7 protein-coding genes are annotated in these 20,929 nt (G+C 62.7%); all 7 read right to left on the bottom strand.

Annotated elements, in window-relative coordinates; translation table 11 throughout:
• Window positions 1-155: 155 nt before the first annotated feature.
• The 7 genes from BLW75_RS07215 to pglW all read right to left on the bottom strand — a co-directional run bounded on the left by BLW75_RS07215 (window position 156) and on the right by pglW (window position 20,787).
• Window positions 156-2,099 (bottom strand): DNA/RNA helicase domain-containing protein, encoded by a 1,944-nt coding sequence (locus BLW75_RS07215; protein ID WP_034307035.1) that lies wholly within the window; start codon window positions 2,097-2,099, stop codon window positions 156-158.
• A gap of 660 nt (window positions 2,100-2,759) precedes the next feature.
• Window positions 2,760-4,862 carry a DEAD/DEAH box helicase gene (locus BLW75_RS07210; RefSeq protein ID WP_034307032.1) on the bottom strand — a complete coding sequence of 701 codons (2,103 nt, stop codon included), beginning with the start codon at window positions 4,860-4,862 and terminating at the stop codon, window positions 2,760-2,762.
• Window positions 4,859-6,184: a BREX system ATP-binding protein BrxD gene (brxD, locus tag BLW75_RS07205; protein WP_034307030.1), complete on the bottom strand. Its 1,326-nt coding sequence runs from the start codon at window positions 6,182-6,184 to the stop codon at window positions 4,859-4,861. The genes BLW75_RS07210 and brxD overlap by 4 nt, the downstream gene beginning before the upstream one ends.
• The gene (pglZ, locus tag BLW75_RS07200) at window positions 6,181-8,883 is read right to left on the bottom strand and encodes a BREX-2 system phosphatase PglZ (protein ID WP_034307028.1); all 2,703 of its coding nucleotides are present in this window, start codon (window positions 8,881-8,883) and stop codon (window positions 6,181-6,183) included. Before pglZ ends, brxD begins: the two co-directional genes overlap by 4 nt.
• Window positions 8,883-12,704 carry a BREX-2 system ATPase PglY family protein gene (locus BLW75_RS07195; protein ID WP_034307025.1) on the bottom strand — a complete coding sequence of 1,274 codons (3,822 nt, stop codon included), beginning with the start codon at window positions 12,702-12,704 and terminating at the stop codon, window positions 8,883-8,885. The genes pglZ and BLW75_RS07195 overlap by 1 nt, the downstream gene beginning before the upstream one ends.
• A complete protein-coding gene (gene pglX / locus BLW75_RS07190) occupies window positions 12,701-16,354 on the bottom strand; it encodes a BREX-2 system adenine-specific DNA-methyltransferase PglX (RefSeq protein WP_091597009.1) in 3,654 nt (1,217 codons plus the stop codon). Before pglX ends, BLW75_RS07195 begins: the two co-directional genes overlap by 4 nt.
• Window positions 16,351-20,787 (bottom strand): BREX system serine/threonine kinase PglW, encoded by a 4,437-nt coding sequence (pglW, locus tag BLW75_RS07185; RefSeq protein WP_091597006.1) that lies wholly within the window; start codon window positions 20,785-20,787, stop codon window positions 16,351-16,353. Before pglW ends, pglX begins: the two co-directional genes overlap by 4 nt.
• Window positions 20,788-20,929: the final 142 nt, after the last annotated feature.

Here is a 20,929-nt window from a genome sequence, read left to right as displayed (position 1 = left end):
CCGGCGGAGGCGATCTGGAGCTGGCGCGGGCTCTATCGCCAAGGCTCGCGGGGCGATGGTGGGCCACGTCGCTTGTCGCTTCACTTGAGCTCGCTACCTAGCATCTCAACGGGGCGTTCGACGACACAAGCACACACTCCGTACGGTTCTGTTTGTCACAGCTTCTGAACGCCGAGATCAGCGAAGAGTCTTCTCGTAACCGGGTCGACCGAGTAGAGCACGGTACCGCGGATCGAACGATTCATGAGCACCCCGTACGCGTTGCGGATCGCGCGTGCGAGGTCATCGTCCGCACGGATCCTGCTGGCCTTGCTCAGCACGTGCTCGCGGTGAACTTCCCAGCGATCGCCATTCCAGGTGAGATCGGGCCCCATGATCACGCCACCCCACTCGTACTCGAGGCCTTGTGCGGTGTGGACGCAGCCGATCTGTCCGAACCCGCCGGATTCGGTGGCCCAGTACCTTCGTTTTGGTATTCCGGGAGTGTTGTGCTGGTCACCAGCGTTCCACGGGCGTGCCCAGCCCGGTTCCGGGTTGACCTCCGGGACGGTTCCGCTCCGGTCCTCCCACTTCCAGCAGATGCCGGCGCACATCCGAGCAGTTCTTCCTGAATTCTCCTTTTCTCGCAGGAACCGTTCCATGACTGCGGGCCTGTCGGAGTAGAAGAGCTGGAACGGCTCAGGGTCGTCCCCGCCATCGGGCTTCCACGGAAGTGGGTCGCCGGCGAGCAAGTGCCGAACCCATGTGTCGTAGGTCGTACTGCCGACAGCGCGGAGCACGCGATCCAGAGTGATCGGCACGATCTCCACGCCGAGTTGCTGGAGTTCGTCGATGAGTGCTTCAGGTGACCAGACTTCGTCGGAAAACAAGCGCTGATCACCGTCTATGAAAAATACCGGCACCTTCGCTCGTGTCACGATCACCGATACCGACGACTCGCCGGGCCTCATGGAGTACGAGCCCTTCATTGGTCGCTCTGTCAGCCTGTGTGCCTCATCGCAGAGAATTAGATCCAGTTCGTCTGACTTTCGGTTATCGGCGATATTGTTCAGCGTGGTGAAGGCGGTACGCCTCCCTTCGGAGGCACGTTTGAATGTCTCGCGTGACGCGACTCCACCGGATACATAGCAGGCTTTGCGCCCGGCGCTGAGCGCTTGGCCGAGCAGGGTGAGCCCAACCAGGGATTTCCCGCTGCCAGCGCGGCCGCTGATGACGAAGGCCTTTTTGGCGCCAGCACTCGACGTCTCGTCAAGCGCCTCAGTCACTCTGTTCACAGCGGTCAGCTGATTCTCCACGAGGCTGAACCGTGTGTGTCCATTCACAATCGCCCCGACATCTGGCTCGATCAGGGAAGAGGAGCGGCGCTGTTCAAGTAGGCCTTCGGCTGCTTTTGTGCCCGATTCGCTGCTGAAGTTGCCCTTGAGAAACTCCTCAAGCTCGGATGGGAAGCGAGCCGTGAACGTCGGTATCCCAGGGTGGGGATAAACATTCTTGACCCATTGAGATTCCTGATTCTTGAGATTGTGCAGATATGAAGCGCCAACAAGGTTTACGTAGCGGTCATCGAAGATGCTGTGGTGAACTTTGAGTGCGAGCATGTTTTCATATACTTGCACTGCCGGATGTTTCTTGTGTTTCCCATAATCGTCTAGGTACACCTTGTCGAGGGTACACCGAGCGCACATAAATACGGTTCCTGCTCGGCGGCAGGTCGCGCACAGGCCATGAGGAACGTCAGGCGTCGGGCGTGTGACCTTGCTCCATTGCTTCAGTTCGATGGTTGCGTAGCTGGGATGACCATCCGGGTGGCAGCCTGCAAGGACGACGTCAATGGGATTCATTTCCGGGGTGACGCGATACTCTACGAACATCCAGACCTGGTCGAGGCCGAGGCGATCCAGCATGGACGCCAGCCAGTACACGCTTTCCCTCCATGACGTCACCTCTCCTTCGCCAGGTGCTTTTCCGACGGGATGTGCTTCGGCGTAACATTGCTCGATCACCGGAATCAGCCTGCCGCTGTCCCGGAGGAACTCTCGGGCCGGCCAATAGGCTTCTATCGGCTTCCACTTGTTCTTTGCTGAGCTGCTTTGAGCCATTCCACCAGGGTTTCTCGAAGATCTGTAACGCTCGTCTATCCGTCGTCTATCCGTCGTCTGTCCGTCGTCTGTCCGTCGTCTGGCCGGACGAGATGCCGGCCTGGCTAGGGCGGTTCAGTCGGGTGCAAGCAGGTCCGACCTTTCTGAACCGGAGTCCGTGTCGCGGTTACGGATAGTCAGAGTGTCTTCACGTTTCGCGTCCTTGAGTGATCGAAGTTGCCTACCTGGAAGTCTAGACAACTTCCACACTATCGGGTGAAGGACAAGGATTTCTTCCGCTGCGGAGGTGACTTGCTTGGATTGTGGAGGCTCGCCCTGGCTCGGCGATCGAAGCAAGCTTCGATGCTACTGAGCGCAAACAGTTCGAAACTATGGGTGCATGACAAAATGAGGTCGCTCGCGGCGAGGAAGGCTTGCTGGTACCCGAGTAGCTGGATGGCCCCGGGGACAGACGCGCTGGAATCTGTATCGCGACGCCCTTACCAGACCGGCACCGAATGTACGCTCACAGCTTCGATGAGCGAGGATTTACCTGCCTGCGCCTGCGCGTGGCCCACCACATGAGTATTTAGATATTTCATCAACGCAGTGAAGGCTTGGCCGAACTAGAGGCCGGTACACGCAGTTCGGTTGGCGGCGTTCTGTGCACGGCTAATCAGGTCACTGACCTCGAACGACAAATCTGGCCGGTTCGCTCAGCACTGCCGACGCCGCGTCGAGGTCGGCTAGTCGAGCGGAGAGAGTCGCGATGGCCAGGCGCTCTGATAGCGCCTCGTTGAACTTCAAACCCGCAAGAGCTCGTTCGTCGACTTCGGGAAGGCTGAGTTGAGAGGACGCGGAAGAGAACCCCGTTCGCCAGATCTCGGACGTGAGATCAGTCCGGAGGCGAATGGATACGTCGTCGAACCGTTGCTTCTCGTCGGTGAGTCCCCCCAGCGTCGCTGCCAGCGTCGCGTTGGCACGGTAGCCGGCCCAAGTCCACCATCGGATGTCCATGCCATTGCGCGAAACGACTGTACCGGCAGGGTGGGCGGCTAGCCCGCGCTCGTCACGTGTTTCGGCGAGTACACGGTGTGCGCGTTGGGTGAGCTTGACAGGCGGGTCTTCTCCGAGTAGTACGTCTCTTACGGAGCGGGACAATGCGAAGCTGGCGCCGCCAGCGCCTGGGGCGTGCCATCGAGCCCGGCCACCACTGTCCGCTGCTTCGACGAAACAGCGTTTGCGTTTCCAATCGATCCAGGTCACACGCCAGCTACGTCCGGCCAAAAGCAGTAACCGCGGTCCTTCGACCTTATCGGTGAGCAGCGAAGGGTCGGTCTGCCCGATCTCCTGCCTTCCCGCGAGCACGGTGAACTGTGGTGGCGCGGTGAACACCGCCATCATGTCCATGAAGTGTCGGCGGCCGAAGCGCTGTTCAGCTTGGGGTCCGATAAAGAATAGCTCCCCGTCTCGCTCGATGAACCCTTCGTCGACGAGGTAGCGCATGATCGGGCCGCTGCCTTGATCGAAGGGAGCGAGATTGTTCCACTCCTGATGCCAGAGTTTCCTGCCGATCTTGTTCTCCTGCAAACAGACCGCCAGTACTTGCTGCGCGACAATGTGGCGCGGTTCCGGCGGGGCCGTCACTGGCTCGATGTAACCGTTGCCCCATAGCCGAAGCAGGCCCGCGGCCCAGAGCAATTGCCACTCGTCGAGCGCGAGGAACAGACAATTGCGCGAGGCCCCCGCCCGGCGGCCTGTGCGGCCTAGACGTTGCAGGAACGACGACACCGTGCGCGGAGCGTTGATCTGGATCACGCGGTCCAAATCGCCGACGTCGATGCCCAACTCGAGAGTGGAAGTGGACACGATGACACAGTCTCGTGCCTCGGCGAACGCTTGCTCTGCCCTGAGGCGTTCGTCCTTGGAGAGAGACGCATGGGAGAGAAAGGTGGTCACACCTCGCGAGCGCAGCGCGGCCCCGAGCTGCTCCACCAACACACGCGAATCACAGAAGACGAGACGCTTCTCGCCACGGTGCAACGCCGTGATGACGGTGGCTGCGTTGTCCACCGAGCCCACGTAGTCCAGTTCGATGTCGCCCGGAGGCGGTTTGGTCGTGACGACCAGATCAGGTGCGATCACGACAGCAGGACGTCGGCTGCGACCCGAACCCTGCAGCCACTCCAGCAGCTCAGCGGGATTACCCACCGTTGCCGAGAGGCCAACACGCTGAAGTGGGCGTCCAGCGATACGAGTCAGCCGTTCCAGGACCGCTAGGAGATGCCAGCCCCGATCATCACCGGCGAACGCGTGCACTTCGTCAACCACCACTGCGCGAAGTCCGGAGAAGAGTTCGTGATGATCGACGTTGGCACTCACCAGCATCGACTCGAGTGACTCCGGGGTGGTCAACAAGATGTCCGGCGGCTCACGCAAGATTCGCCGCCGAGTGCCGGCGGCCACGTCGCCGTGCCACACGGCCACGCTACGCCCGAGCCACGCAGCATAGGTCTCCAAACGGGGGAGGAGGTTGTTCAGAAGTGCCTTGAGCGGACAGACATACACGACCGACAGGCCGTACCACTGCTGCTCTTCCATCGCCGTCAGCAGCGGAAAGCAAGCCGATTCGGTCTTGCCGCCTGCTGTCGGGGCCAGACACAGTGCATCACTGCCTTCAAGCAGGGGGACCACTGCGTCGCGTTGAAGTGGACGGAGTGATCGCCAGCCGAGGCTGTTGACCAGGTGATGTGCGATCACCGGATGCAACCGGTCGACGCTCATGGGAGATCCAGCTCGACGTCGTTCGCGCTCGACGCTGCCGCGTTTCGTTCTACGTCGTTGAGTTCGTTATCTGTCAGTGTCAACGCATAGTGCTTGCGGGGGTCGAAACCGGGGTGATCGTCGACGCGATCCAGCACGTCCGCCACCAACTTGCGGAGGAAGATTCGGGGCGCAACGCCTACTTTGCCGCCAAGGCCACCTGTGATGGCGGTTGCGAGTTCGGCGATGTACGCATCATCGACGACCGAGGAGATCCGTATCGGGTCTCGCGCTACCCCGCTGTAGAGGTCACGCACCTTGCGTCCGAGTTCACTGAGCCGGTCGAGATCGAAGCCGAGTAGTCGCAGCTGCACCGCTCGCGGCGAGTCGAATTGCGGGTCCGTGGTGAAATCAGTGGCCAAACGCTGCGCGAGCGGTGGTAGCCGCTGCACTCCCTGCTGACCGTCGTAGAAGGCAGGGGTTCCTGTGATGATCAAAAACAGCCCAGGAAAACGCCCAGCATCGATCTCGTCCAGAAGCTGGCGCAGCGCGTTGAGCCCCTTCTCCCGAACGTCGCCGCGCACCCGTTGCAGGGTCTCGATCTCGTCGAGGACTACCAGCAGTCCAGGGTGTCCGCAGTCTTTCAAGACGGTCAGTAGTCCCTGCAAGAACCCGAGCGCGGCATAATGGTCAAGCTCGCCGCGCACTCCTGCGCTGCGTCGCGCCGCGGCTGCAACTGACCGCTGGCCGCCGAGCCACGCGATGAGAGCCTCCGAAGTGGCGGCATCACCGGCCAACTGAGCGTGCCGATATCCACGCAGGGCGGCTGAGAATGCCGGCGTCGTTCTGGCCACTTCGGCAAGACGCTGTTCCATCAGCACATCGACGGCGGTCGCGAGAGCGCCGGAATCGGACGCCTCCACTTCGCCAGCGTCCAGGACCTCTTCTTCGAGCGTGTAGAACCACGAATCGACGATCGGACGTAACGCGCTGGGTTGATGCGTCGCGGTGCTCAGGCGTTCTGTCAATCGACGGTAGACCGTCTCAAGCCGGTGAAGCGGAGTCTCGGTCTCCGATATCTGGATTTCCGATACGGCCAGGCCCGCGCGTTTTGCCCGTTCGGCGAGCCAGCGGGCGAAGAACGTTTTACCAGATCCGTAGTCGCCGCGTACTGCATGAAATGCTGCACCACCTCGGGCGACCGTGGCCAGGTCGTCGTCGCTGGACGGGGTGAAGCGGTCCAGCCCGACAGCCAGGAGATCCAGCCCGGACTGCGGGACGGTGCCTCGGCGTAGTGCGTCGATGACGGCACGACGTCGCGCTTCGCTGACTGGCCCGGTCATGCTGATCCGATCTTGAACTGTACTCGAAGAAGCTCAAGATTGAGCCTAAGATTCTGGCCACCGTCCACAACGGACAAAACGGGGTATCCTTCGACATTGAGCAGACGTTGCAAAATGGTGGCAAAGCCCTCAGGGCTGCGCCCAGCTCGGCCACCCGCTGCTGCCGCGGCAGTCAGAGAAATGGTGTTGTCCGCAGCGACGAGCGCGTCGATCACAGCCGCGATGTCTGACTTGTTCGGTGGCTTGCGGACGAAGGCGCGCTGTGTCGTGTACAAGTCAGTTTCGACTACGAGCGCTCCGAGGCTCTTCGGCGTTCCCACCTCTACCTCGAACAATGACGCAGGGCTCGCGGGCTTTGGCTTGGTCGTCGCCCTACGGCTCGGCGCCCGACTGGTCGTCGTCTCTTCAGCGCGCCGCTGTGCCCACCACAGTGGCGCGGTCGACTCGGGTGGTAGCACCGACCACCCCTTCGGCAGCAGCTCGGCGGAAGGAAGGAGAACCAGCACAGGAACCGTCATCTCGGCTAGCGATGCGCCCCCGTGATACCCAGACTTCCTTGGCGTGTAACGGATGCTTGCGTTCCACGGGGCGACTACGCGTCCATTCCCGTAGAGCACCCGCGGGCCTGCGAGTTCGACCTCGCCAAACCCTGCTGTGCCCGTGCGCCATCGGGCGGACTCGACGCCCTCAGCAGACAGCGGCCCTTCACCTGAAGCCGAACGTTCCAGGACATGCCCATGGTCGGACACCAGCACGACTGGACGGCGATAGCTGCGCGCCGCGTCCAGTAACTCAGGCAGATAGGTGATGTCGGCCGGCCGCCATCCGACTCGATCACCTTCGCGCCCGTGATCGAGCGCGTCATCGATGGTATTGAGGACAACTCCCACCACTACGTCTTCGGCGAGGGCAGTGATCAAAGGTTCGGACAAGCGGTGACCGGCTTGCCCTGCGATCTCGCCCTTGTGGAACAGCGCGCCGTCACGGTGATGTTTACGCCACAACGACGCGAAACCGTCCTTCTCGGTGGCTTGGTCGCCTGTCGTCAACCCGCCGGTCAGCAGGCTGGCTCGACTCGCACGCGTCACGGAGGGGATCGCCGCTACCGCCGCGGACCGACGGCCTGCCTTCGGAGATGCTTCTGTCCAGGTTCGTCCGGCGAGTTGTTCAGCCAGTTCAACGGCTACAGCGCTGCTCATCCCGTCCAGCACGATGATCAGTGGAGCCTGCCCCGTCAGTAGGGGCCGTGCGATCGTGTCCATGACATCTTCGATCAGCAGACAGCCGCCCGGCGCTTGGGTGGTTGCTCCCGTGGTCCACAAGCTGAGCCGCTGGGCAAAGGTCTCGTCGAGTGAGTCCCGCCGGGCCACTCCGGCTTTATAGACTGCTCGGTACGCTCGGCTGATAATGAGGTCGGCCGACGAATCGCCGAGCCAGAGCGCGCTCAGCGCGCGATCGACCCAGCCCCAATCGGCAAACTGTGCGTCGATCCCTGAGGCGACGGACTCGATAGTCGGTACAGGAGCGGCCAGCCAGCGTTGTACCCGGACGGCCATTTCGGCTGCCAATAGCCGCTCCGGGTAAAGCCGGGCAAGCGCGTGGCCGCGTACCGAAACGAGGGCGGCTTCGGCTGCCGCCACTGATCGAATCGTGGGTGCGCCGGACAAGGCAGTAGCCAGCGAACGCAGCCGGGCTTGCAGTCCGGTCGGGACGAACCGGTTCTCGGCCAAAGCCTCAGCCAGTTCTGTACCTGCCGCGAGGTCGTCGGCGCGCCGGACGAGATCGACTACCCGGCTTCGGGCATGCCCCGCGGACGGTCCAGAGTTCTCGGCTTCGGCGACCCATCGTTCCAAGGTTCCTTCGACAGCCTCGATAAAGGCCCGTCGGTGCGCTCCGGAGAACTGCGGACCACCAAGGAGCGCACCGAACGCGACTGCTGAATCCGCCGAGGCCATCGGTCCGGTTGTCACCGTGCCGATGACCCCCAGCGCCATGGCGTCGGCCGCTCGCCCGATCCTCGCGAGCCCGAGCACCACCGTCGCCGCGCCGCCGATCACGTCACCGAGCCAATTCGTGAGCCCGTCCTGCTCCGCCGGGGGAAGCTCAGCGAACCGTTCGGGGCCACCTGCCCGTTGGGACCAAGCCAGCAACCCATCCATATCGAGGGTGCCTTCGCCGAGTTCGTCACCCCCCAACCGCGCTCCGATGAGCGCACGGACCGCCGCATCTCTCGTGAGCACGGAACCGCTGCGCCGCCAACCGCTGGTCGGCTCCGCGTCCAGCAAGGCATCGACCAGCCACGGTTCCCGTCGGATACGCGGATCGATATCGGCCGCACCGAACCGCTGTTTGACGATTTCCGCTCGATCGACGCTGCGAATGCCGCGACGCAGCGCATATGCCCGCAAGTCCCAACCAAGGTGCGCGTCATCGACTGCGGTAGTCACCACAAGAACGTCGTCGCTGGAGGGAAGTGCCTTCTGATGGTGCTGCCACGCCTCGGCGATGCCCAACACGGACGGTTGATCCGTGACGTGGACACGGCGCGTCGCGCCCGCGAGCTTGAGGTTGAACTCCGCGGGAGACAGTGCGTCGTATCGGCCGTGCACGAGCACCAGCCGCCGCTCTGGTGCAGAGGGCAACTCCGACTGCAGTAACGCCTCGATGACACGCCGATTGAGCTCGGGGACAGCTGCCATCAGCTGTTCTCCTCGTCGGCGTGCAGGGCGTGCCAGGTGATCTCGATTTCCATACCTGGGTGATGCTCAGCGTAGCCTGCGATCTCTCCCTGGACCTCGCTGATGATCCTGGCGAGTTCCGCTTCCACTACGCCCGCTCGGACCCGATGTGATCTCGGACGAACGCCAAACGCTGCTTGTGTCGCTGCCTGGCCGGATACGGAAGGCGAACCCTGTTGGGTCAGGTTGATGTCCGAAGCCGAGGTCGCGTGTTCGGGTTCGACGGTCTTGACAGGTGCCGGTACAGGGTCCGCCGCGCGTACGAGTCGTCCCGCCTCGCTGATCAACGCCACCGCTCGCTCACGAATCCCGTCCAGCACAGGCGCGAGCTGGACAGTGAACTCGTCGTCGCTCGCGGCACTGGTCACCTCCCTGATCAACCGCTCGGCCCGGTCACCGAGTGCTGCGTGCCCCGTGAACCCGCGGACGGATTCCAAGAGCGACCAGTCGACCGCTTCGAGTGCGCGGAGCACCTGCGGTGCGGAGGAGATCGCGGTACCGAGTACCTGCTCACTCACCGCATAGGTCGCCGCAGCCAGTTCCCTTACGAGCGGAGTGGCGTCGTGAGTGCGGGAAAGACGCGCAAGGAGATCTGCGGCATCTCGCGCGCTTCGCTGCCGAGAACTCGGTGTGGTGGCGTCGGTGCCCAGCGCGGAAGCGTGCTTGTCCAGGGATCGCCACACGCCGTTGACCGCAGGCTCCGCTTCGGTCACCTTGCGCTGGACATCGGTCGCCAACCGATTCACATTGCGTGCGAAGAGGACGTCAGGCACGTGCACGCCGAACAGCTTCGCTGCTCTTTCGCGAGCTGCGGCGAATTCTGCCTCCGTGGGCAGTTCCTGAGCCCGCAGCGCGTACCCGGTGCTGATCTTGTCCAGTTCGGGTACCCCCGGCAGGGGCGAACCGTGGTACATCCACGCCCGGTCGGACAGTAGCGCGTAGGTGGCGATGATCAGGTTGCTGACCAGCTTGTCGAGTCCGGTGTAGCCGAGTTCACCGATCCAGCGCCGGATGTCTTCCGCGCTGAAGTCTCCGGTGACTCCCTGCTGGGCGGCGTACTGCTCGATTCGCCTGCGCCATTCGGTGGAAAGGTTGAGCGGACCATCGCTGACCTCACCCAGCTCCAGTGGGTGCACAATCCGCTTCACTAGCGTGAGCTGGTTACGGTCGACAACGACGCGGCGTTGGCCGTCTTCCATGGCCTTGGTGATCCAGCCAAGCACCGTCCGCAACTCGCCGCTGGTGATCGCTTTGCGGCTGCCGGCTGGATCGAAGTTCGGGTGATTTGGGTAAACCTTGTTGAACAGGCCATCAGCTAGGTGAAGGGCGTTGTAATCAAAGCTTGCGCCACCGGCGAGTTGCGGGGTATGCCCGGGGAACAGCGACAGCACGTGCCCTTCGTCGCCGACCTGGGCACCCACAGTGGAATCGTCTGCCCGGGAAATGCCGTAGAGCTGCTGCAGCGCCGCGGTCAGCTGGGACGTGAGGTTCGCGCGTTGGGCTTGGAGTTGGTTCTGTACCCGGATGCGGTCGTCCGCGGGAAGGTTCGCGGCATAGTCCTGCAGCCGATCGCGCTCGAGGAGGTGCGTGATCTTGAGGAGCCGTCCGAGCTGAGAGGACTTCTGACTTGACAGGAAGTGCGGCAACCAGACGATGGTCGCCGCTTCGAGCCCGCTGCGCTGCAGCTTGGACACCCGTGCGGCGTCCTCGCGTGGTGTGCGTTCGTGGCCATCGAACGGATAGTCCAGGATGAACCTGATCCGACCCGGTACACCCGGCGTGAACTGAAGGTCGGGTAAATCGTCGCCATCGCGGACATTCGCGAAGACGAACTCGGCGGTGCGGCGAGTCCCCTTCCAGACGATCTCCCGCTCGCACACGAAGTCGCCGGTGTCGCGAACGCCCAACGCCGACCACAGCTGATTCTTGACCCAGATTCGGCGGGCACCCAGAGAGTCCTGCTCGCCCACCAAGTCCAGCAGGGGCTCGACATCCAAATCGGACAGATGCAGGGTGAACACCGGGTCTTCGTCACCGTCGGACCTCAGCTCACCGAACTCGGCCTGAAGTTCCCGTAGCCTGCTGACCACCATCGAACCCGCCGCGACAGTCCTTGACCGAATCGAGCCGTGATTCAGCGCGGCCAGCCTGTTGCCGTTGAGCCGGGCCAGCGCGGGCACATTGGGCGCGAGCGCGGCCAGCAGTAGCGTCTTGACGAATCGATCGTCGGCGATGAACCGCGAATCGCTCTCGCTGCCGTACTTCTCCAGGAGGTGCGTGCGGACCTTGACGTGGAAGCGTTGTGCGGCCTCGGCTTCTCTGCGTAGCCGGTCGGTGAAGGCTTCACCCGTGCCGTCCGCCAGCACGTCCCACAGATCACCCAACGGGATGAGCTGGCCCAGTTTCATGTCCCCGCGGCGTCGGTACAGCATCTCTTGCAACAGCTTGAGACCAGTGCGTTCGCGCTGCAGCGCTCCGGACAGTGCCACGAGTACGTTCAGCAGCGCAGGAGAGAGCGGGTAAACATCGCGGAAGTCAGCCCAGGTGGCGCCGGTCGCACCGGCGGAGTCGAGAAGTACGTCCTTGTCCGCGGCTTTGACCGAAGAGATCCCAGCAAAGGCCTCGTCCAATGCGGAGGCGCCGTCAGGAGGGATGGGCTTGAGCACACGCTCCTTGATGATCGCGGGAAGGTTGCGATCTTCGAGGCTGACCACGTCGAACCGGCCGGCGAGGTACTCCACATGCGCTTCGAGGTTCTTCACGTCAGCGCCGGTGACGTCGTCGCCGATCAATTTGGACAGGTCACGCTGACGAGAGATGAAGGAGACCATCGGAAGTGCCCGCTGGCCTTCGCCGGATTCGATCAGCTTGACGAGCTTGCTGACCTGATTGTCCAGGAACTTCTGGTCGGACATGTGAGCTTGGAGCCATAGGATCAACTCGTCGAGGAACAGGATCAACCCGTCGTAGCCGAGCTGTTTGGCATGCCTGCTGATGACCGCGAGTCCGTCTTCCAGCGGGATGAACGCTTCTGCGTCCCCGCTGGCACCACGGACGTAGGACGACATCGGCCCGGTCAACAGCGCAGACACGAGTGCATCGCGCACGCGGTCGCCAGCCGGTGCGGCGAATGCCTGATCCAGCTCGGTTGTCGTCCAGCCGGCTGCCCCGATCTCTTCGGCGACCTCGAGATCGTCGATGTCATCGTCGGTGCTCGAAGGACTGCCAGTACCCAGCCATTCGGAAAACTTGGCGTCGTTGTCGAGGAATTCGCGCTGGCGTCGTGCATCCGCCAACATGGCGTCGGCACGGTAGACCGGGGGAGTGGCTTGCCCGGGGTGGAGCTTGCGGATGGTGGAGACGTACCCGCCGAGCAGCGCCGAGTCGATGTCCGTCGCACCGACCAGGTGATACGGCACCATCAGGAATTTCTTGCCGCGCAACCAGCTGTCATTGTCCGCGATCACTGACTGCAGACCGGGCTTGGCTCGCGCGGCGGGATCGTTGTTCAGGATCGCGTGCAGAACGGTCAGGAAGTGACTCTTACCGGATCCGAACGAACCATGCAGGTAGGCGGCGTGCGGGGTGTTGTCGCGAACCGCCGCCTGAACGATCGAGAGCGACTTGCTGAACGCCTGCCGCAGCTGGTCGGTGACGACGTACTCATCGAGCCGTGCCGCGGTCTCGGTGAACCCACCGGACAGCTCAACCTTAAAGTCGCCCGCGTGCACCGACTCGGGGAGCTGGATGACGTCCCGAAGATACTTCTCGGTCGTGCTCACTGCTGATCATCCTTCGTCGTGGCTCGTCGGCTCCGCTTGCCGGCGACGGGGCGCCAAGTGCGGAGGTCGTCCTCGGTCAGTTGTTGCTTGGCGCGTTGGTCGTCGAGGAACGTTTGATACTCCTCGGCAGGCGTCCCGCCCCACGCGTCGTCGTACTCGCCATGCCACTGGTGCACCCACGGCATCAGCTCGCGTAGCCCGGCCAGCAGCGGCGTCAGCTTGTCCGTGCCCCAGCCGGCCTGCTCGACGCGGTCGTTAACGATATTGACCAGCGCCTGCGCCTGATCCTTGTGATCCCAGCCTGCCCAGCCGAGCAGCAGGGTCGGGTCCGCTTCCGGATTGGCGTCGGGGTAGGAGATGAACCGTTCCTTGGGCACGTCGAGCTTGCCGCGCTGCGACCAGTAGCTGGTCTTGCGGAAGTCAGGGTTCCCGTACTTCGGCGGCACGGGGATGTCCAGCCGCTCGCCGGTTCGGTCCTCCTCGCGCTGCATCTCCCAGACGCGCTCCCACTGCTCGCGCTTGCGCAAGCCGGTGTCCTTGTAGCGCATGGCTGCGAGGTAGGGAACGTGCTGATCGGCGACGACCTGCTCGAGTACCTGCGCCAACGTGAGATCGCGTTTGCCGAGGTGATCGGCGGCGTAGAGCTGGGCGACGCTGTTCATGTTGGCGTCGTCGCGGAACTGGTCAGCGAGCTGGCTGATGGTGAGAGTGCGGGGTTGCTTCATACCGTCGCGGAGGGTGAACCAGATGTCCTTGATTTCGCAGCGGTCGAGGAGCCAGGTGCGGAGCGCTTCGGCTTCCTTCTTTTCCCACGGCTGGGTTGCCCAGCGTCGTTTGCATTCTGGACGCTCGATAAGCGCGATGTCCTTGCGTTTCTCGATGATGTCGATCCGTGCTTGGACGATTCGCTGGTACCACTCCGGCCAATGGCTGGGGATGTTAGTTACAGGACAATGTCCGTGATGGCTGAACCATCGAGTAGAGGTTGTAGCCGCCTTCAGTTCGCGAGCAAGAATAATTTCGAACGCGCGCTCACCTGGCTTGATCTTAGGAATATTGTCTAAATCGGATGCGGTAACCTTGGCGAGCTCGGCTGTGTTGAGTAGCGCGTAGGCGCCGTAAACTTTCCAATCGAGCTCTTCCTGTAGTGCGGTCATCTGCTGCCGAATGTGCTCGTACCCCTTCCTTGCAATGTCGTTACGGCCCCGGGTTGGCGCCCCGGAATCGATCAATGCCAAGGGCTCATGTGTAGCGAGCTGCAGCGAAAGATTGTCAATCACTCGACTAAGCTCAAGCGGGAGACTTCCGGGTAAAGGAAATTCTAGCATTTTCGTGCCAGTGAATTCCCAGTTCCATGACCACGGCTGGTCGGGCATCCCGCTCGCCGCTGTGGCGTTGCCTTTGCTGTGACTAACTTGCTTCATCCAGAAGCATGCCGTGGAAGAGTTAAGCACTCCGAGTAGCGCCAAGTGGTCGTCTTCAGTCGCCTCCTCTGGAAGTTTTATGACCGGGGCAGTTCGGTTAAACAGAAGTCCGTTTCGATCGTATACAAAGTGGTTATGGGTTGCGACGAACGCAAAGCTTATTCCTTTCCTGGACTTTAGCTTGCTTGAATAATTTTCAAGATGACAATACCATGGAAATCCATTTTCAATGACATTCTTGCCGAATATTATTCGCTTAGACAGCAGGTTTCGATAGGGCCAAAGACTGCGTGCGGCGGGTTGATCCGACTCGGGAACAAAAGAAGTTTGTTGTTGGTTGACATAAGGGTTTCGGACTCGAACTGTGCTCGTAAACCGAAAATCGCGGACTGACTCTCCGGTCACAAGATCTCGAGTTTGAGCAAGTTCGCCCAGGCGTTGAGCAGTCTGTTGATTGGGGAGAAAATATGCTTCGTCGGCACCCGTTGCGGTGGTTCGTCCGATACTCGTGGCGCGAATTCCTAGCCGCGTCGCATTTTCCTCGATAGCGGAGACGACCGTCGCGGAACCGCCGCCGCTTAGCGACCAAGGATACACGCCGAAAACGGACCTATCAATGTTGTCCGTAGAGACCCACTCGGATTCACTGTCCAGTTTGTCAACTTGTTCAACAATCGCTGACCACACGAGCCCCTTCGTTGGGTTCTCTGGCTGTGATGGTTCCCCGCGAATGCCAAGCACGGCACGTATCGCTTGGTGAGGTCGGCCGATGTGGTTGCGACCGACCAGGATCGCAGTGGGTGTACCGTGTCCCGGGATATAGGCACCTGAAGTGTCGATTACGTGCGTCAAGTGGATGGTCGGGAAGAATTCTTCGATCAGCTTCTTGCCGAACTCGCGCTTCATAAACGAGTTCGCAGTGATCTGGCCAACGAATCCGGCGTCTCGCTCGCTACCGTCCCCGCGAATCGCGAGTTGAAACAGCCGTTGCGCGAAAGGAACTGACAACGCGTAGGTGCCCGAGCAAGTGCTGTATCGCTCGCGGTAGTTCGCGTTCTCCTGCTTGTCTTTTACCGTTATGTAGGGCGGGTTACCTACCACCACGTGGTAGCTGGAAGTCTTGAGTAGTTCGCAGGAACGGATGAACTCGCCGACATCTTCGGTACGGTACGTATATGCATCCTCAGATGCAAACAGATCAGCCTGCTCATTCTTCACGCCTTCACCGTGCATCAGCGAGTCGCCGACTGCGATGTTGAGCGGGAACCGTCGCGTCTCGTTGAGCTGCTGCGCCCCGGCCGCCTGCATCGCTGCAATCATCAGCCGAAAGCGCGCAATCGAGACCGCGAACGGGTTTTTGTCGCACCCGTGAACCGATTCCAGTGCGCGCTTGATCAGCTCCCAGTCGTTAGTTCCCGGTTCTGCCGCTCGCCAGGCGTCCAATAACCTGTGGAAGATCCCGAGCAGAAAGTGGCCAGAACCGCAAGCGGGATCGATGGTACGCAGGCTCTTGAGGCCGAACTCCTCGACGGCCGGTTCCAGGGTCAAGTCGAGTATGAATTCCTCTACAAACTCAGGCGTCTGCAACAGAGCGAAGGTTTTGCGGGCATGCTCTGACAGGTCCTGGTACAGATCACCGAGGAATCGTGTATCCGAACCGGTGAAGTCGTACCGGATTTCGCCATTGTCGCCTCGTCGACGCCAGAAACCCAGTAGCGAGGTCGCAGCCTCGAACGAAGGCATGATCTCCCACAGCGGGTTGTGCTGCCTGTCGAACAACCCAGCCACCGTCGGGTTCGTCCCCGCCAGATGGTTGAACGCCTCGATGATCCAGTCCCGGTCGTTCAGCTCAGGATGCTCACGGAAGAACTTCTCGTGCCGCTCCTCGGCATCGATCAGCTTCTCGCCAGGACCGGCGATGAACGGCCACTCGATCAGATCGTTGTCCTCGCAGTACCGGACGAACACCGTGCCCAGCACCCATGCGGCAGCCACCTGCGTGACCCGGTCGTCCCGCCAAGCTTCATAGGTCGCGGCGATCCGCTTCGCGGCGAAGGCTTCGTCGTACTCCGTGCGCAGGGCAGTCGCGGACTCTTCGACTTCCTCGCTACGGGCGCGCAGGTCGTCTTCCAGCAGAGTGACTTGCTTGCGCAGGTCCTTGACGAGTTCCGCCAGGTCGAAATTTTGGGCGGCCACTGCCGTCCCCTTTCCGTGTTGATCGTTCATGCCGCGCTCTCGGGTTCGCCGCGCAGCTTCGCCAGAAACTCGCCGGTCAGTACGACGCGCTCGGACTCGGTGAGGATCTCGACTGTCTTGCCGTCGATTTGGGGGGCGCCCACAGCGGAGTCCGCCGGGCAGAGCAGCCATAGTCCGTGAGGTGTGGTTGAGGGCAGGCGAGCCGCGTTCTGCAAACGAGCGAGCAGCGGTTGGCCACCTGCTTCGTAGTAACGGCCGAACATCCCGGCGTTGTACAGGAAAAGGACCGTTGGGCCCTCGCTGCCGAGCGAGTCGAGCTGCTGTTCGACCCGGGCCCACGTGTCACGGACGTAGACGGAGAGCCCGCGGGACATCTGCCCAGTGGCGTCGAACCTGGCGTCGATGGTGAGCACCTTCTGCCAGTCCTGCGAGCGCTCGGCCGCCAGCGCACGGAACTCTTGGAGGAACAGATCGTTGAGGTCCACTGGGCGCACAGTGTTCTGAGCCGAGATCACGTCCGCGGCGCCGGGCAAGTGGCGCCCTCGCAATGTCAATGCCAGGAAACCGCCGCGCTCGACGGCGGACGCAAGTTTGCGGGTCAGGACGTCCTGCGGGTCGAGACCGGCTATAGCCGTACGGTTGTGTGTACTGAGCGACGTACTCGACGAAGTGACGATCCGGGAGACTTCCAAGGCGGGCGGCAGAAACCGCTTCTTGGTCGTGTCGTATTCCAATGGCACGCCCGCGGCCTTCAGCGCTTCCTCGATCTGGACGTACGTCGGCTGCCGGCCCGGTAACAGTTCAGGGAACCGAGCACGGACCTTCGCCAGCAGATCGTCCACGGTGATGCCGGTGTCGCGGCGCACACCCGCGGCCGCCTGGGAGATGCGGAACGCTCGGGTCAGATCCAGTTCACGGGGGTATACCTCGAGCCGAGGTGATGCTGCCGCGCCCTGCGAGACTGCTGCGGCGAGTTCGACAAGCCGCGTGTCCGCCATCGGTGGGAGACCGATCGGCGGTGTGATGGCCCGTAGTTCACGGATGACCACACCGCGGCCAGGCAGCGGTTCGAGTTTTGCCAGTTCATCGGCTTTCCGGCCCAGTTCGAGTGCATAGTCGGCGAGTTCCGGAGCGCTCGGGTCGTCGGTGCCAGGCATGGATTCGGCCACGATCAGAACCCGGTGTCCGCGTCGCAGCACGGCGAGGCGCGGGTCGCTTTCGTCGTCTTCCGCCTTGAGCCCTATCCAGATCTCCGTTTCCACTGCAGCTCGGACAGCGGCGAGCGCGCGGGCGACGGCCTGCTCAGGGGTGCTCGCCGGAGCGCCACGGCGAGTCCGGACAGCCGCTGCCAGCTCGGACGCGGTCATCACGCGGCCTGCCGAGCAGACCGCATCCACCAGCTCGTCGCGAAGCGGACGCATCCACAACTGTCCTGCCCACTCCGCGGCGGCGGCTTGCTGATGACGCGAGACCGACGCCTGCGTAATAGCCAGCTTCTTCGCCACCTCGGATTGAGTGGGCCAGATGTCCAGCTGGTCTGGGACGTCGCCGTTGTCGCTGGGCAAACCCAGAGTTAGCCGGATGGTGTCGGACTTCTTCGACCCTTTCCGACCAGGCTTGGGTGTGAGCAGCGCAGCCAGGTCGTCGACTGAGAAAGGCCCACCGGAGGCTACCTCCTCGGCGCTGTCCGCCGACTTCCTTGCAGCCTGGGATCCGCTCTGCAGGAGAGTGGCACTCCACTGCTTGTGTCGCCTGTTCAGTTCTTTGCGGGCGAGGGCGCCGGCACCGCGGGCCTTAGCGATCTTGTGCAGCGGTACGCCTAGCAGCTCGCCTACGGTCGTCGCTTCGAATCCACGCGCGACCGCCACCGCGCGAGGTGAGAGCCCCGCGGCCTCCAACGCGGTGTCCAGTTTCGCGGCCGCGGCGTGTGCGTCCCGGATCTCCGCCAAAGACTCGGCTTCGAGACCGACGGTCGCTGGGGTGGTCACCGGCGTGTCGGCGTCCGCGGAGGTGAACACGGCTCGCCAGGCGTCCTCCATTTGCCGGAACGTGTCGAACCGATGGTCTACGTCGCGGTGGAAGGCTCTCAAGAAGAACTTGGTCAGGCCGTCCCGCAACGCCGGCTCGAACAGTTCCGCCGCGATGGTCGGCGTCTCATCCGTAGTCGTTCGCGGGTCGGTCATGCCGTCGCCCCAGATCGGCCGGACCGCGGAGGCCATCTCGTGCAGCGTGACGGCAGCGGCGTAGCGCTCGGCGTGGTCGTCGAACGAGGGACGACGCACTGTCCCGAGCAACGGGTCGAGGTAGCCGCGGGTCCCGGCCTTGATGTCCCGCTCGGAGACATTGGCGAGCGAGAAGTCGAACAGCATGAGCTGCTTGACCCGGTCGGCTCGTTGGAAGACTCCGAAATTGTCCGGTTTCAGGTCGCGGTGTCGCACGCCCTTGGCGGCCAGCTGATCCAGCGCTGTCAGCAGGTCGTTACCGAAGCGCTCCAACTCGTGGTAGGTCAGTTGCCCCTCAGCGCGCAGCCGCGCCCCCAGGGTACGTCCCGCCAGATCCTCGCCGCCTGCGTATTCGAGTTCGAGGACCGTCCGTCCACCGAGGATGCGGGGTTCGGCCAGCAGCCGTATCACCACGCCGCCACCGACCAGCGCGAGCGCGCCGGCCTCAGCATGGAGCCGCTCTGCCTTGTTCTCGTCGAGCGCGATCTTGAAGACCTTGCGTTCCTGATGTGGTTCGCCGTGGTCGTCTTCGAGTGTCCTGGCCACCAGCAGTGCGCGCGCTGTGGCGCCAGTGCCCAGCACTCGCTCGACACTCCAGTCGCCGTCGAGGATTTGCCCGGGCATCGCGGTCAACGGGTCGATGCTCGGCGTGGCGACTTCGGGAGCGGGGGAGTCCTGCTCGACCCGGTCGAGGCCGTCGAGGAACGCGTCCGCCGAGTCCAGCCTGTCGGCGATATCGGTGCGGGTGGCGTGGAAGATCAGCTCGTCGAGTGCGTCGGAGACAGAATCTGATACGGCGTAGGGATGCAGTCCTCGCTCCGCTGTCAACCGCTCGATCAAGCCGGTCCGGCGGGTGGCCGGCGGCTGGCCGGTAATGATGAGGTAAGACAGCGATCCCAGGCCGAAGACGTCGAGATCCACTGGGTCGGCGAACGGTGTGTCGAACTCCGGTGCCAGGTAGACCTCCGCGGCGTCCCCTACGTGCTCTCCCGGTAGCGAGGTGTTGCCGATTGACGACATGCCGGTGGTGTCGAAGTCTCGTGCGGCGGCCTGCCAGTCGATGATCCGCAACACCGGCGACGAACCGTCGTCCTTGGCTGTGACGTAGATCGAGCGAGCCGCGAGCGTGCGGTGGTAAAGCGACCTGCTGTGCGCATAGCGGATGGCTTCAGCCAGTTGCCGCACCAGATCGAGACGGACCTCCGGGCTCAGCGTTTCGCTGTAGACCGCGAGGTAGGAGTCCAATCGGACATCCGTCGCACGGTGACGAAAGAGGATCGCAGGACCACCCTGGTGATTGCCGATCTGTACTGCCTGCGCAATGCCGCGATGAGTGATGCCCTGGAGCACCTGGTACTCGCGTCGTGCGGCGCGCTCCACCGACTGACGCTGTTCTTCAGTGGCTTGCTGCGAAGTGAGGTAGATCCGGACGCGCCCCTCTTCGAGCACAAGGCCCTTACGTGAGGCGAGTCGATCTTCCCAGGTGGTTCCCGCGTCGAGAGGGTCCGGTTGCAACGTCCAATCGTCACCGAACCGCAGGTGCGCTGTCGAGACACCCAGGCCGATCTTGGCCAGCAGCTTGGGCAGCTGCCGGGAGAACTCCGGGGTGACTCGCTGCGACTCACGCTGCGGCGGTCGGGAGAGCAGATCTCGCCAGATCCAGGGCAGGCCGGTCGAGTTGTCGTCGCGGCTATAGACCCTTGTGCTCTGGACATCGTCGAGTGCGGAATGCAGGCCCGGAGCCGACAAGAACACCGCCGGCTCGACTCGCGGTACTCGCAGACTGATACCGAGCTGCTTGGCCGCCCAATCCAGCCTGCCTTTGAGCTCCTTCGACTTCAGATCGGTCAAATGCAGGGGATTGCGCATGGTGCGCACTCGATGTGTGCCCGGCGAACCGAAGCTCCAGGTCTCACCGTTGTTGACGACGTTGCCCGGGTGTCCTTTGAGCTCGACCAGGTAGAGGCCGCCTGGGACCGCGATCAGCAGATCGCATTCGTTGATACGGCTGGAGGCAGCGGTGAAGGAGAAGGTGGCCCACGCTCGGTATGGCTCGGCGCGTGGCATCAGCTTCCGGATGTGGTCAAGGCCGTCCTGCTCCCACGGATACGGGGAGGGGCGCTCCTGGAACCACCGTTGCTGCGCGGGTGGAGGCGTTGGCTTCGGAGTCGGCCTCCCAGACGTCTGTGACACCGACACCTGTCCTCTCTCGTGGCTCTCTGTGACCTGCCGAATCGCCATGCTACTGGTCGAGCGAACCCATGTCCGACATTGAGGTCGCCCGCATTTTGGATGGTTGTTTCGATCGTCCAGCAGGGGATCGTCGACCTGCTCCGGGTAGGTAGTAGTCCCACCTCGGCTGTCGCGCCAGCCATCCCGGACT

This window comes from Amycolatopsis lurida (genome assembly GCF_900105055.1).
GTDB classification, from domain to species: Bacteria; Actinomycetota; Actinomycetes; order Mycobacteriales; family Pseudonocardiaceae; genus Amycolatopsis; species Amycolatopsis lurida.
The sequence above is the reverse complement of the archived record's forward strand: the minus strand, read 5'-3'. Positions and strand labels throughout refer to the sequence as shown.